Origin of the sequence: Streptomyces sp. NPDC085460 (assembly GCF_044541975.1) — a bacterium.
Lineage (GTDB): Bacteria > Actinomycetota > Actinomycetes > Streptomycetales > Streptomycetaceae > Streptomyces.
Genome location: NZ_JBITTO010000001.1, coordinates 627,067 through 641,896, shown reverse-complemented (window position 1 = coordinate 641,896; position 14,830 = coordinate 627,067). Strand labels below are relative to the sequence as shown.

Here is a 14,830-nt window from a genome sequence, read left to right as displayed (position 1 = left end):
CCGCGTCACGGGCCGTTCACGGCGGCCCGTGACGCACGACCGCGGCCCGCGGAGGTCTCCCTCCGCGGGCCGCGGTCGTCGTCGGGCGTGGCCGGTCGTCCCAGCCGGGCGGTCTCCCGCCGGCTGGTCACTCCGGCCGGCCGGTCAGTCCTGTCGGCCGGTCAGTCCTGTCGGGCGGCCAGGCTCGCGGGGCGCAGGTCGGTCCAGTGCTCCTCCACGTACCCGAGGCACGCCTCGCGGGTGTCCGGTCCCGCGACCGTGCGCCAGCCGGCGGGGACCTCGGCGAAGGACGGCCAGACCGAGTGCTGGTTCTCGTCGTTGACCAGGACCAGGAAGGTGCCCTGCGGGTCCTCGAACGGGTTGGTCGTCATGCGTGGTCACTCCTCGGGGACGGTGCGGTGAACAGTGCGGACAGCGGCTGTTCCGGACGGGCCGCCGCGGTGCGCAGCAGCTCCTGGAGTTCGTCGGCGAGCCGCCGGGCGCCGGCGGTGCCGAGCAGGTCGGTGGCGTGGATGAGGGCGCAGTGCACGGGGCCGTCGCCGCGCGGTTCGTGGAAGCCGAGGGTCAGCTCGGCGCGGGACCAGCCGGTCGGCACCACGTCGAGCGTGCCCACGCCGCCCTCCAGGAGGTCCAGGTCGGCCTGCTCGTGGTGGACGACCATGACCTGCGGTCCCTCGACGGGGAGGCCCGACGCGCGGGCGACGTCGTCGTACGGGACCTCCTGCCGGTCGAGGGCGGCGAGCGTGGTCTCCCGCACCCGGGTCAGCAGCTCGGTGAAGGCCGGGTCGCCCGCGGTGTCGGTGCGCAGCACGACCGTGTTGAGGAAGCTGCCGACGAGGTCGGCGAGCTGGTCGTCGGAGCGTCCCGCGACCATCGTGCCGATGGGCAGGTCGGTGCCCGCGCCGTGCGCGGTGAGCAGGGTGGCGAGGGCCGAGTGCAGCACCATGAACATGCTGGTGCCGGTGGCCCTGGCGAGCTCGTCCACGGCCGCGTGCAGCTGCTCGTCGAGCACGAACGCGACGTGCTCCGCGGGCCGGAGCGCCGGGTCGGCGGCGGCCGGGCGGGCGCCCGTGGCCGGGAGGGTGAGCCGGGCCGGGACGTCCCTGAGCGTCTCCCGCCAGTGGGCGAGCTGCCGCCCGCCGCGGCTGTCGGGGTCCGTGGGGTCGCCCAGGACGTCGTGGGCCCAGCGGGTGTAGTCGGCGTACGAGACGGGCAGCGGCTCCCAGGCGGGGGCGAGGCCCCGGGTGCGCGCGGTGTAGGCCGTGGTGAGGTCGCGGACGAGGGGGACCACGGACCATTCGTCGACGGCGAGGTAGTGCAGGGCGAGCAGCAGGGACTGGCGGCCGTCGGGGCCGGTCAGCAGGCGGGCCCGCAGCGGGGCCTCCCGCGTCAGGTCGGGCGCCTCGGCGGCCAGCTCGCGCAGGCGGTTCTCCGGGTCGGCGGAGGACTCGGTGGTCAGGGCGGGGGCCGGGGCCGGCCGCTGGTACACGACGCCGTCGCGCTCCTCGAAGGCCGTGCGCAGCGGCTCGTGGCGGGCCGTCACGTCGTCGAGGGCGGCGGCGAGCGCCGTCTCGTCGAAGCCGTCCGGGGCGCGCAGGACCAGGGCGTGGTCGAAGCCGGGGCGGCTGCGGTACGCCTGCCACCTGGGGCGCTGGCCGGGTGCGAGCGGCAGCGGCTCGTCCCCGTGTGCGGCGGGGCGCAGCGGCGGGCGGGCGGTCGCCGCGCCGTCGAGCCTGGCCGCGAGGCGGGCGACGGTCAGCGCGTCGAAGACGTCCCGGATGCCGAGTTCGACGCCGAACTCGGCGCGGATGCGGCCGAGGAGCCGCATCGCGGCCATGGAGTGGCCGCCGAGGGCGAAGAAGTCGTCGTGCACGCCGACGGTGTCGAGCCGGAGGATCTCGCGGAACAGCGCGGCGAGGCGGGCCTGGGACTCGGTGGCCGGGCGGACGTCGCCGGTCATCGCGGACCAGTCGGGCGCGGGCAGCGCCTTGCGGTCCAGCTTGCCGTTGGGGGTCAGCGGCAGCGGGCCGTCGAGCGGCACCACGAGCGCGGGGACCATGTACTCGGGCAGCAGCCCGGCGACGTGGGCGCGCAGCTCCTGCGGGTCGAGCGCGCCGGACTCGGGGACCGCGTAGCCGATCAGGCGGACGATGTCGCCGTCGCGGTCGGGCAGGACGGCGGCCTGGGCGACGGCGGGGTGTCCGGCGAGGGCGGCCTCGATCTCGCCGAGCTCGATGCGGAAGCCGCGGACCTTGACCTGGGTGTCGACCCGGCCGAGGAAGTCGAGGTTGCCGTCGCGGCGCCAGCGGGCCCGGTCGCCGGTGCGGTACATCCGGCTGCCCGGATCTCCGTACGGGTCGGCGACGAACCGCTCCGAGGTGAGTCCCGGCTTGCCGAGGTAGCCGCGGGCGAGGCCGCGCCCGGCGACGTACAGCTCGCCCACCACGCCGGGGGGCACGGGCCGCAGCCGGTCGTCGAGCACGTAGGCGCGGGTGTTGGGGTCGGGGCGGCCGATCGGGACCCGTCCCGCCGGGGTGCCGCCGTGCTCGTGGGCGGGCCACAGCGTGGAGTTGACCGTCGCCTCGGTGAGGCCGTAGGCGCAGATCAGGTGGGCGGTGGCGCCGAACCGCTCGAACAGGTCCGGCGGCACGGTCTCGGTGCCGACGAGGACGGTCGAGCCCTCGGGGAGGGCGCAGCCGGGCGGCAGCGCCGAGACGAGGGACGGCGGGAGGATCATGTGGGTGACGCGCTGGTCCGCGAGGAAGTCGGTGAGCGCCGGTCCGGCGACCCGTGCCTCGTCGGTGATGAGGACGAGCCGGCCGCCGTGGCACAGCGCCATCGCCAGTTCGAAGGCGAAGACGTCGAAGCCGATGGAGGCGAACTGGAGCACGCGGCTGTCGGGGCGCAGGCCCATCCGGTCGACGGCGGTGGCGACCAGGCTGGAGATGCCCTCGTGGGGCACGACCACGCCCTTGGGGCGGCCGGTGGAGCCGGAGGTGTAGATCACGTACGCGGCCTGGTCGAGGGCGATCCCGCCGGTCTCCGGGGGCCCGTCGGGGAGCGCGTCGAGCTCGGCGGCGGTGCCGGGCGCGTCGAGGAGCACGGCGGGGACGCCGGGTACGTCGGGGATCTTCCCGGCGACCGGTTCGGTGCCGACCACGAGGCCGGCCCGCGAGTCCTCGATCATGTACGCGAGGCGGTCGGCCGGGTGCGCGAGGTCGAGCGGGAGGAACGCGGCGCCCAGCTTCAGGACGGCGAGGACGGTGGCGACCATGTCCACGGACCGGGGCACCGCCACGCCGACGACGCTCTCGGCGCCGACGCCGTGTGCGGCGAGCAGCCGGGCGAGGCGGTCGGAGCGGGCGTCGAGCTGCGCGTACGTGACGGAGCGGGCGCGGTCGACGACGGCGACGGCGTCGGGCCGTTCGGCGAGGCGCCGGGCGAACAGGCCGGGGAAGGTGTCCTCGTCGACCTCGCGCGGTGCTCCGTTGAAGCCGTCCAGGACGAGGCGCCGCTCGTCGCCGGTGAGGATCTCCGCCCGGGACAGGGGCTGTGCGGGGGCGGCGACGACGGTGGAGACGAGGCGGCGGAGCCGGGCTCCGAGCTCCTCGGCGGTCTCCTGGTCGAAGAGCTCGGTGGCGTACTCGAGGCGGCAGGTCAGGGAGCCGGTGGCGCCGTCGGCGGGGGTGTGCTCGGTGAAGCTGAACACGAGGTCGAACTTGGCCGAGCGGATCCGGAAGGGCACGTACTCCACGGCCAGGCCGGGCAGGGCCGTCTCCGCGCCGGTCCTGGCGTGGTAGCCGACCATGACCTGGAAGAGCGGGTTGCGGGCGAGGGAGCGGGTGGGGTTGAGCGTCTCGACGACGGACTCGAAGGGCACGTCCGCGTGGGAGAACGCGGCGAGGTCGGTCTCGCGGACCCGGGCGAGGAGCTCGGTGAAGCCGGGGTCGCCGCTGAGGTCGGTGCGCAGCACCAGGGTGTTGACGAAGAAGCCGACGAGGTCGTCGAGGGCCGCGTCGGTCCGGCCGGCGATGGGCGAGCCGAGCGGGATGTCGGTGCCGGCGCCCATGCGGTGCAGCAGGGCGGCGACGGCCGCGTGCACGACCATGAACATGCTGGCGCCGGTCTCCCGGGCGAGCCGCCTGAGGCCCTCGTGGGTGTCGGCGTCGAAGGCGATGTCCAGCTCGGCGCCGGTGAAAGCGGGGCGGGCCGGCCGGGGGCGGTCGGTGGGCAGTTCCAGTTCCTCGGGGGCGCCGGCGAGCGTGGTCCGCCAGTACGCCAGCTGCCGGGCCGCGAGTCCTTCGCCGTCCGCCGGGTCGCCGAGGAGTCGCCGCTGCCAGAGGGCGTAGTCGGCGTACTGCACCGGCAGCGGCTCCCACGCGGGGGCGTGTCCCTGGGTGCGCGCCGCGTAGGCGGCGGCGAGGTCCCGCAGGAACGGGCGGTCCGACCACTCGTCGGTGGTGATGTGGTGCAGCAGCAGGACGAGGACGTGGTCCTCGGGCGCGAGCTCCACGACGGTGGCCCGCAGCGGGAGTTCGGCGGCGAGGTCGAAGGGCCGGCTGACGGCCGCGGCGACGAGGCCGGGCAGCTCGTCCTCCGTGGCGCGCACCAGGTCCACCACCGGCCGTGCCTCGCCGGCGGGCAGCACCCGCTGGACGACCTGGCCGTCGGGGGTGGTGGGGAAGAGCGTGCGCAGCGGCTCGTGGCGGCTCGTCACGTCGGTGAGCGCGGCGCGCCAGGCGTCGGTGTCGAGGGCGCCCCGGGCGCGCATGACCAGCGGGAAGTTGTACGCGGCGGAGGTGCACTCGATCTGCTGGATCATCCACAGCCGCTGCTGGGCGTGGGAGAGCGGCAGCTCGTCGGGGCGCTCGCCGGCCGTGAGGGCGGGGCGGACCGCTCCGCCCGCGCGGTCGGCCCGTTCGATCAGTTCGGCGACGGTGGGCGCCTCGAAGAGGTCGCGGATGGCGAGTTCCGCGTCGAGCGCGGTCCGGGCGCGGCTGACGAGACGGGTGGCGAGGAGCGAGTGGCCGCCGAGCTCGAAGAAGTCGCTGTCGATGCCGACGCTGCCCTCGGGCAGGCCCAGGGCCTCGGCGAAGAGGCCGCACAGCGTCTCCTCGCGGGGGTTGCGCGGCGGGCGGCTGACGGCGGTGGCGGCGAAGTCCGGGGCGGGCAGGGCGCGGACGTCGAGCTTGCCGTTGACGGTGAGGGGCAGGGTGGGGACGGTGACGAGCGCGGACGGGACCATGTAGTCCGGCAGGCCGGCCTTCAGGTGGTCGCGCAGCCGCTGGACGAGGTCGTCGCCGGAGGGGGTGCCGGAACCGGACGCGGAGCCGGACGGGGTGCCGGAGGACGCGGTGCCGGACGGGATTCCGGAAGACGCGGATCCGGACGCGGTACCGAGCGCGGTGCCGGACGCGGTGCCGGATCCTGTTCCCGGCTCGGGGACGACGTAGCCGACCAGGCGCTTGACGCCGGTGGACTCGTCGACGACGACGGCGGCGTGCGCGACCGCCGGGTGCGCGGCGAGCGCCCCCTCGATCTCGCCGAGCTCGACGCGGTAGCCGCGGATCTTGACCTGGTCGTCGGTGCGGCCGAGGAAGTCGAGGAGTCCGTCGGGGCGCTGCCGGACGAGGTCGCCGGTGCGGTACATGCGCTCGCCGGGCTCGCCGTACGGGTCGGCGACGAACCGCTCGGCGGTCAGTCCCGGCCGGTCGTGGTAGCCGCGGGCGAGGCCGGTGCCGGCGATGTACAGCTCGCCGGGGGTGCCGGGCGGGACGGGCCGGAGCATGGCGTCGAGGACGTGGCCCCGGGTGTTGCGGATCGGCACGCCTACCGTGGAGGTCGCGCTGTCCGCCGTCGAACCGCCGAGCGTGTTGATGGTGTACTCGGTCGGCCCGTACAGGTTGTACCCGTAGGTGCCCTCGGTGCGGCGCAGCCGGTCCCAGACGGAGTCGGGGACGGCCTCGCCGCCGAGCAGGACCAGGGCGGGCCGGTGCCTGCCGGCCGCCTCGTCGTGGTCGAGCAGTCCCTGCTCGATGAGGAGCTGGGCGTAGGTGGGGGTCACGTTGACGACGTCGACGCGGTGGGCGTCGCAGTAGGCGACCAGGGCCTCCGCGTCCCGCCGGAGGTCCTCGTCGCAGACGTGGACCTCGTGGCCCTCGACGAGCCAGAGCAGCTCCTCCCACGACATGTCGAAGGCGAAGGAGACCGTGTGCGCGATGCGCAGGCGCCGGCCGCCGGCCGAGGCGATCGCGGGGTCGAAGATCTCCTTCTGGTGGTTGAGCTGCATGTTCGTCAGGCCCCGGTAGGGGGTGACGACGCCCTTGGGCCGGCCGGTGGAGCCGGAGGTGTAGATGACGTACGCGGGGTGCTCCAGGCGGCCGGGGACGTCGTGCGCGAACGCGGGGCGTTCGGCGTCGGTGATGTCGTCGCCGGGCAGGGCGGCCAGCTCTCGGGCCACGGCCTCGTCGTCGAGGAGGAGTTCGGGCGCGGCGGGGCCGTCGGGTCCGCGCAGGGTCGGGGCGACGGCCGCGGTGGAGACGAGGCAGAGGGGGCCGGTGTCCTCGACCATCATGCGCAGCCGGTCGGCCGGGTGGTCCAGGTCGAGCGGCAGGTAGGCGGCGCCGGTGCGCAGGACGGCGAAGAGGGCCGCGACCATGTCGAGGGAGCGGGGCAGCGCGAGCGCCACGGCCTTCTCGGGTCCGGCGCCGCGGGCGAGCAGCAGCCGGGCGATCCGGTTGATGCGCGCGTCCAGTTCGGCGTAGGTGAGGGCGCGCTCGCCGAAGACCAGCGCCACCGCGTCCGGGGTGCGGGCGACCTGGGCGGTCAGCATGTCGGCGATGGTCTCGTTCGGCACGGGGCCCCGGGTGTCGTCCCAGGCCGCGGTCAGGGCGGCGCGCTCCGGGGGCAGCAGCAGGTCCACGCCGACGGTCCTGGCCGGGGTGGCGCCGGGGGCGTCGAGGAGGGCGCCGAGGCGTTCCAGGACGGTCGTGAAGCGGTTCAGGATGGTGGCGGACGCCTCGGCGTCGAAGAGGTCGGGGCGGGCCGCCAGGGTGACCCGCAGCCGGGTCTCGGGGGTGACGATCAGGGTGAGGGGGAAGTGGGTGCCGTCCACGTTCGCCACCTCGGTGATGCCGTGGCGGCGGCGCAGTTCGGCGGCCCGGTCCTCGCCGTCGGCGGAGCGGAGCACGAACAGGGTGTCGAACAGGCGGCGGTGGCCGGTCTCCTGCTGGATCGTGCCGAGGCCCACGTACTCGTACGGCATGACGGCGGCGCGCTCGGTCTGGGTGCGCCGCAGCAGGTCGAGCAGGGGCTCGTCCGGGACGAAGGCGATCCGGGCGGGCACGGTGTTGAGGAACATGCCGATGATGCCGGCGGCGTTGGGCACGTCGGCGGGCCGTCCGGCGACCGCGGTGCCGAAGGCGACGTCGCCGCGTCCGGTCATCGCGGAGAGGACCAGGCCCCAGGCGGTGTTGAGCAGGGTGTTGAGGGTGAGGCCGTGCCGGCGGGCGAGGGCGCGCAGCCGGTCGCTGGACTCGCGGGACAGGACGGCGTGGTGGTCGGCCGGGATGACGGGGCCGGCGTCGCGGCCGGTGGGGGCGACGAGCGTCGGCTCGTCGAAGCCGGCGAGGGAGTCGCGCCAGGCGGCGACCGCGCGGGGGGTGTCCTGCCGGTCCAGCCAGGCGAGGTAGTCGCGGTACGAGCCCGGGGCGGGCAGTCCGGTGACGTCGCCGCCCCGCTCGTACAGCGTGAACAGCTCCTCCAGGAACAGCCAGGCGGACCAGCCGTCCCAGAGGATGAGGTGGTGGGTGACGACGAGCCGGTCGCGGCCGTCGCCGAGGCGGATCAGCCGGAGGCGGCAGAGCGGCGGCGCGGACAGGTCGAAGCGCTGCCTGCGGTCGGCGGCGAGGAGTGCGGCGACCCGGTCGTCCCGCTCGCCGGGGGCCAGGCCGGTCAGGTCGGTCACGGTGAGGGGGATCTCGGGGCCGTCGGCGATGAACTGCACGGGGCGGGGCAGGCCGTCGCTGGTGAAGCCGGCCCGCAGGCTGGTGTTGCGGGCGAGCAGGGCGCGGCAGGCGGCGCGCAGCCGGTCGGCGTCGAGCTCGTGGTCGAAGTCCAGGGTCTCCTGGGAGAGGTAGACGTCGAGGGCGTCGCCGGAGTCGTAGGTGGCGTGGAAGTACATGCCCTCCTGGAGCGGGGAGAGCGGCCACACCTCGGCGACGGGGAGTCCGGCGGCGCCCTCGACGCGGGCGGTCTCCTCCGGGGTGAGGACGAGTCCGCCCAGGGGGGCGGGGGCCCGCTGCGCGTCCGGGGCGGCCGTGGTCAGCTGGTCGAGGAGGGCCTTCAGGGCCGGGTCGACGGCCGCGCCGGAGGCGGCCTGTGCCGCGAGCATCGCCTGGAGGGCGGCGGCGGCCTGGCCGGCGTCGGCGGCCGACACGGTCACGGCGGCGGGCGCCTCGGGGGCCGGTGCGGCGGTGGGCTCGTCCGGCACGTCGGCGGCCGTCGCGGCGAGCGCGGCGGGCGTGCGGTGCTCGAAGACATCGCGCGGGCTGATGGTCAGTCCCCTTTCACGGGCCCGGGTGGCGACGGCGATGGAGGTGAGGCTGTCGCCGCCGAGCATGAAGAAGTCGTCGTCGGCGCCGATGGACTCGATGCCGAGGACCTCGGTGAAGATCTCGCAGAGCGCGGTCTCCCGCTCGTCGCGGGGCGCGCGGCCGTCGGCCCTGGGCGTGTGCTCGGGCGACGGCAGGGCGTTCTGGTCGAGTTTTCCGCTGGGCGTGAGCGGCAGCTCGTCGAGGATCGTGACGGCGCCGGGTACGAGGGCGGCGGGCAGCGCCTCGGCGAGGGCGGCGAGCAGGGCCGCTCCGTCCGGCGCCGCGCCGGGGGCCGGGACGGCGTAGCCGAGGAGGGTGTCGTCGCGGACGATCACGGCGGCGCGGGCGACGCCGGGCCGGGCGGCGAGGGCGGCCTCGATCTCGCCGAGTTCGACGCGGTTGCCGCGGATCTTGACCTGGCGGTCGGTGCGGCCGAGGTACTCGACGGCGCCGTCGGCGCGGCGGCGCACCAGGTCGCCGGTGCGGTACATGCGGGTGCCGGGCGGGCCGTACGGGTCGGCGACGAACCGTTCGGCGGTCAGGGCGGCCCGGCCGTGGTAGCCGCGGGCCAGCTGGACGCCGGCGAGGTGGAGCTCGCCGGGGACGCCGTCGGGCACCGGGCGCAGGAAGGGGTCGAGGACGTACAGGCGGGTGTTCCAGACGGGCCGCCCGATGGGGACGGTGAACTCGGCGCCGCCCTCGTACGGGTGGTACGTGACGTCGACGGCCGCCTCGGTGGGGCCGTACAGGTTGTGCAGCGGCACGGGCCCGTGCGCGGAGCCCGCGGTGAGCTCCCGCCAGCGCGCGGCCTCGGCGCCGGTGAGCGCCTCGCCGCTGCAGAAGACGCGCCGCAGGCTCGCCGCCCAGTCGGGCGCGGTTCCGGCGCCCGCCACGACCTGGGTGAAGACGGCGAGCATCGACGGGACGAAGTGGAGCGTGGTGATCCGTCGCGTGCGGATCAGCTCGGCGAGGTAGGCGGGGTCGCGGTGGCCGTCCGGGCGGGCGAGGACGACGGTGGCGCCGGCGGTCAGGGCCCAGAAGAACTCCCAGACCGACACGTCGAAGCTGGACGGGGTCTTCTGGAGCACCCGGTCGTCGGCGGCGAGCCCGTAGGCGTCCTGCATCCAGGCGAGCCGGTTGACGATGGCCCGGTGGGTGACGGCGACGCCCTTGGGGCGGCCGGTGGAGCCGGAGGTGTAGATGAGGTACGCGGGGTGGTCGGGTCCGGCGGCCGGTGCGGGCCCGTCGGACACGGCCGGTGCGGCACCGTCGGACACGGCCGGGTCGTCGTCGGGGTCCGCCGGGTCGAGCACGAGGAGGTCGAGGCCGTCCGCGCGGGGCAGCCGGGCGGCCCCGGCGGCGGTGGTCACGACGGTGCGGGCGCCGGAGTCGGCGAGCATGTACGCGACGCGGTCGGCCGGGTAGTCGAGGTCGACGGGAAGGTAGGCGGCGCCGGCCTTGAGGACGCCGAGGAGGGCGACCATCAGCTCGGCGGAACGGGGCACGGCGACCGCCACGTACGTCTCGGGTCCCGCGCCCCGGGCGCGCAGCCGGCGGGCCAGCGCCCCGGCGCGCCGGTCGAGTTCGGCGTAGCTGAGGGTGGTGTCCTCGAAGACGACGGCGGGGGCGTCCGGGGTGCGTGCGGTCCGCTCGGCGATCAGGGAGACGAGGGTGGCGTCGGGGACGGGGTGCGCGGTGGCGTTCGACGCGGCGAGGTGGCCGCGTTCGCGGTCGGAGAGCACGTCGGTGCGGGCGACGGTCCGGCCGGGCTCCGTCAGCAGGGTGCGCAGCAGTGCGGTGAACCGGGTGGCGAGGACGGCCACGGTGAGGCCGTCGAGACGGGTGGCGTCGTGCTTGAAGCGGAGCAGCAGGCCGTCGCCCGGTTCGACGACGAGGGCGAGGGGGTAGTGCACGGCGTCGTGGACCTCGGTGCCGGTGACGCGCAGCGCTCCCGGTTCCGGTCGGGCGGCGGGGTCGCCCGCGGGGTAGTTCTCGACGACCACGAGCGTGTCGAAGAGCTCGCCGCCGCCGGCGAGCCGCTGGATGTCGGCGAGGCCGAGGTGGTGGTGGTCGAGGAGGGCGGCGTGCTCGTCCTGCACGCGGGCCAGCAGGGCGCCGAGGGGTTCGTCGGGGCGCAGGGTCACGCGGACCGGGACGGTATTGATGAAGAGGCCGACGGCGGAGTCGACGCCGGGGACCTCGGTGGTCCGTCCGGACACGGTGGTGCCGAAGACGACGTCCCTGCGGCCGGTGAGGGCGCCGAGGAGCAGCGCCCAGGCGCCGTTCAGGACGGTGCCGAGGGTGAGGCCGTGGGTGCGGGCGAAGGCGTGGAGGTCGGCGGTGAAGCCCTCGGGCAGCCGGGTGTCGACGTGTTCGGGGCGGGCGGGGGTCCGGTCGGTGCCGGTGGCGCCGGCGGGCGCGGCGAGCCGGGTGGGCTCGTCCAGTCCTGCCAGGGCGTCGCGCCAGGCGTCCCGGGCGGCGTCCCGGTCCCGGGCGGCCAGCCACGCCAGGTAGGGGCGGGGGTCGACGGGCTCGGGCAGGGCACCGCCCGTGGCGGCGGTGGTCAGTTCGCGCAGGAGGAGGGCGACGGACCAGCCGTCGGCGATGATGTGGTGCAGGGTGAGCAGGAGGCGAGGGCGCCCGCCGTCGCGGATCAGGGTGGCCCGCATCAGCGGCGGTCGAGCCAGGTCGAAGGGCTCGGCCCGGTCGGCGGCGAGGATCTCGGCGAGGGCGGTGTCGGCGGTGTCGGCCTGCCGCCAGGGCAGCGTGACGTGGTCGGCGAGCCGCTGGACGACCTCGCCGCCGGGCAGCTGCCGGTAGGAGGCGCGCAGCAGGGCGTGGCGGTCGAGCATCAGCTGGAGGGAGCCGCGCAGCCGGTCGGCGTCGACGGGGCCTTCGAGGTCGAGGAGTTCCTGGACGACGTAGAGGTCGGCGGCCTCCTCGTCGAAGGCGGCGTGGAAGTAGAAGCCCTCCTGGAGCGGGGAGACGGGGAGCGCCGTCTCGTCCAGGGCGGCGACGGCGGCGGGGGCGGCGGCCGGGGCGGCCTGGTCCGCGACGCGGGCGAGCGCGGCGACCGTGCGGTGCCGGAACACCGCGCGGGGGGTGAGGGCGAGGCCCGCCTCGCGGGCGCGGTTCACGAGCTGGATGGCGACGATGCTGTCGCCGCCGAGCTCGAAGAAGCTGTCGTGGACGCCGACCGAGGGCAGGCCGAGGACCTCGGCGACCAGGCCGGCCAGGGTGGTCTCGACCGGGCCGGTGGGCGCGTCGGTGCCGCTGACGGCGGTCCAGCGGGGCTCGGGCAGGGCGCGGCGGTCGAGCTTGCCGTTGGGGGTGAGGGGCAGCGGTCCTTCGAGCACGACGACCGCGGACGGGTTCATGGCGTCGGGCAGGGTGTCGGCGATCCGGGCGCGGGCGGCGGAGACGGCGGTCTCGGTGTCCGTGCCGTCGTCGCCCACCAGGTAGGCGACGAGGCGCTTGACGCCCCGGTGGTCCTCGCGGGCGAGGACGGCGGCCTGAGCGATGCCGGGGCAGGCCATGAAGGCGCTCTCGACCTCGCCCGGTTCGATCCGGTGGCCGCGGATCTTGATCTGGCCGTCGGCGCGGCCGAGAAACTCCAGGTTGCCGTCGGCGCCCCAGCGGACGCGGTCGCCGGTGCGGTACATGCGGCTGCCGGGTGCGCCGTACGGGTCGGCGACGAATCGTTCCGCCGTGAGCCCGTGCCGGCCGAGGTAGCCGCGGGCGAGGCCGCGTCCGGCGACGTACAGCTCGCCCTCGGTGCCGACGGGGACGGGCCGCAGGGCGGTGTCGAGGACGTAGGCGCGGGTGTTGGGGTCGGGGCGGCCGATGGGCGCGGCGCCGGGCCGGTCGGGCTCGGCGGGCCACAGGGTGGAGTTGACGCTCGCCTCGGTGAGCCCGTACGCGACGACCACCCGGACCCGGCCGGACCAGCGGGCGATCAGCTCGCCGGGGACGGCCTCGGTGCCCACGATCAGGACGGCGCCGTCGGGGAGTTCGCACTCCGGGGGCAGCGCGGAGACCAGCGACGGGGGCAGGATCATGTGCGTGGCCCGGTGGCGGGCGATGTAGTCGGTGAGGGCGGGTCCCGCGACGCGGCGTTCGGCGGGGACGACGATGATCCGGCCGCCGACGCACAGGGACATGATGAGGTCCCAGACGGTCACGTCGAAGCCGACGGAGGCGAACTGGACGACGCGGCTCTCGGCGGTGATGCCGATGCGGTCGGTGGCGGTGGCGATGAGGCTGCCGACGCCGTCGTGCGGGACGACGACGCCCTTGGGGCGGCCCGTGGAGCCGGAGGTGTAGATGACGTACGCGGCCTGGTCCAGGGCGACGGGCACGCCGGGGCGGCCGGCGTCGAGGCGCGCGAGGGCGTCCGCGGTGGCGGGGGCGTCGAGGAGGAGGTGGGTGACGTCCGGCAGCCGGGGCAGGTCGGCGGCGAGCCCGGTGGTGGTGACGACGGTACGGGCCCCGGCGTCGTCCAGCATGTAGGCGATGCGGTCCTGCGGGTGGTCGGCGTCCAGCGGCAGGTAGGCGGCGCCGGCCTTCATCACGGCGAGCAGGGCGACGACGAGTTCCGGGGAGCGCGGCAGGGCGACGGCCACGACGTCCTCGGCGCGGGTGCCGAGGTCCCTCAGGTGGCGGGCGAGCCGGTTCGCGGCGGCGTCGAGTTCCGCGTACGTCAGCTCCCGCTGCTCGCAGACGAGGGCGACGGCGTCCGGCGTGCGGTCCACCCGCGCCTCGAAGGCGGCGGGCCACGACAGTTCGGCCGTGTCGCGGGGTGACACGCCGAACTCGTCGAGCAGGAGGGCGCGTTCGCTCTCCGTGACCAGGTCCAGGTGGCCGACGGGGCGGTCCGGGTCCTCGGTGAAGGCGTGCAGGAGGGCGAGGAAGCGCGTCTCGTGCGCGCGCAGGGTCTCCTCGTCGCAGACGGCGGCGTCGGCGTCCAGGTGGACGGAGGTGCCGCTGCCTCCCGGGATCTCGCCGAAGCTGAAGGCGAGGTCGCTGACCGGGCCGAGCCACTCGGGCCGGAGCCCGGCCGTGAGGCCGGCGAAGCGCAGGTCGTCGGAGCGGGGCAGGATGTTGACGGTGGGGCCGACGAGTTCGGCGACGCCGTCGACGAGTCCGAGGTCCTTGGCCAGGTCCTCGGCGCGGTAGCGGCCGTGCTCGACCGTCTCGGCGACGGCGTCGCGGACGTGGGCCACGAGGGCGGTCGCGGTGGTGGCGGGCCGGACGGTCAGGCGCAGCGGGACGATGTTGGAGACCATGCCGGGGACGGTGGCCGCGGCCTCGTCCTGCCGGGCGGCGATGGGCAGGCCGAGGACGAGGTCCCGCTCCCCGGTCACCCGGTGCAGGTAGGCGGCGACGGCCGCGAGCAGGACGCGCGAGGCGCGGGTGTCCGCGTGGGCGGCGGCCCGGTGGAGCCGCGCGGTCTCCTCGGCGGACAGTTCCACGGAGCGCCGCAGCCGCCGGGTGGTGAGCGAGGGGGCCCGCTCGACCAGGCGGGCCGGTTCGGTGCGGCCGGCCATGCGCTCCCGCCACCAGGCGCGCTCGGTCGCGTAGTGGTCGGAGGCACGGTGGGCGTGGTCGGCGTCCACCAGGCGGGCCAGGGACCAGTCGGGGGTCTCGGGGGCCTGCTCGCCGAGGGTGTAGAGCTCGCCCGCGCGGCGGGAGATCAGCGCGACGCCCATGCCGTCCACGAGGAGGTGGTGGTAGCGCTGGTGCCACCACACGCGGTCGTCGGCGAGGCGGAGGAGGGCCTGGGCGAAGAGCGGCCCTCCGGCGTCCAGGTCGACGGGCCGGTCGCGGTCGGCGGTGATCCAGGCGGTGGCGGCCTCCTCGGGGTCCGCGGCTTCGCGCAGGTCGACGACGGGCACGTCGAAGGCGGTGGGGACGGGCGTCTGGCGGGGCGTGCCGTCCTCGCCGGGCGCGAAGCGCACGTGGAGGCTCTCGGCCTCGGCGACGGTACGCCGCACGGCCGCGCCGAGGCGGTCCAGGTCGATGTCGCCGCGCAGGTCCAGGGCGAAGACGATGTTGTAGGCGGAGGTTCCCGGCTCGATCTGCTGGGCCAGCCAGATGCCGGTCTGCCCGCCGGTCAGGGGCGTACCGGGTGCGGGCGTCGGGTCCGACTCGACGTCAAACATCGTGCGTGGTGGCCTTTCCCTGGGGTGCTGCGGCGATGGGCGGGACGGAGGACCGGCCGCGGGGGAGGCCGCCCC

At 75.8% G+C, this 14,830-nt stretch carries 2 protein-coding genes; both read right to left on the bottom strand.

Annotated features, from left to right (window positions below; genetic code table 11):
* Positions 1 to 161: 161 nt before the first annotated feature.
* Complete coding sequence (locus tag ACIGHB_RS02755; protein ID WP_360320992.1) at positions 162 to 371, bottom strand: MbtH family protein; 210 nt, start codon at positions 369 to 371, stop codon at positions 162 to 164.
* Positions 368 to 14,755 carry an amino acid adenylation domain-containing protein gene (locus ACIGHB_RS02750; protein WP_399908945.1) on the bottom strand — a complete coding sequence of 4,796 codons (14,388 nt, stop codon included), beginning with the start codon at positions 14,753 to 14,755 and terminating at the stop codon, positions 368 to 370. The genes ACIGHB_RS02755 and ACIGHB_RS02750 overlap by 4 nt, the downstream gene beginning before the upstream one ends.
* Between the last annotated feature and the right edge of the window lie 75 nt (positions 14,756 to 14,830).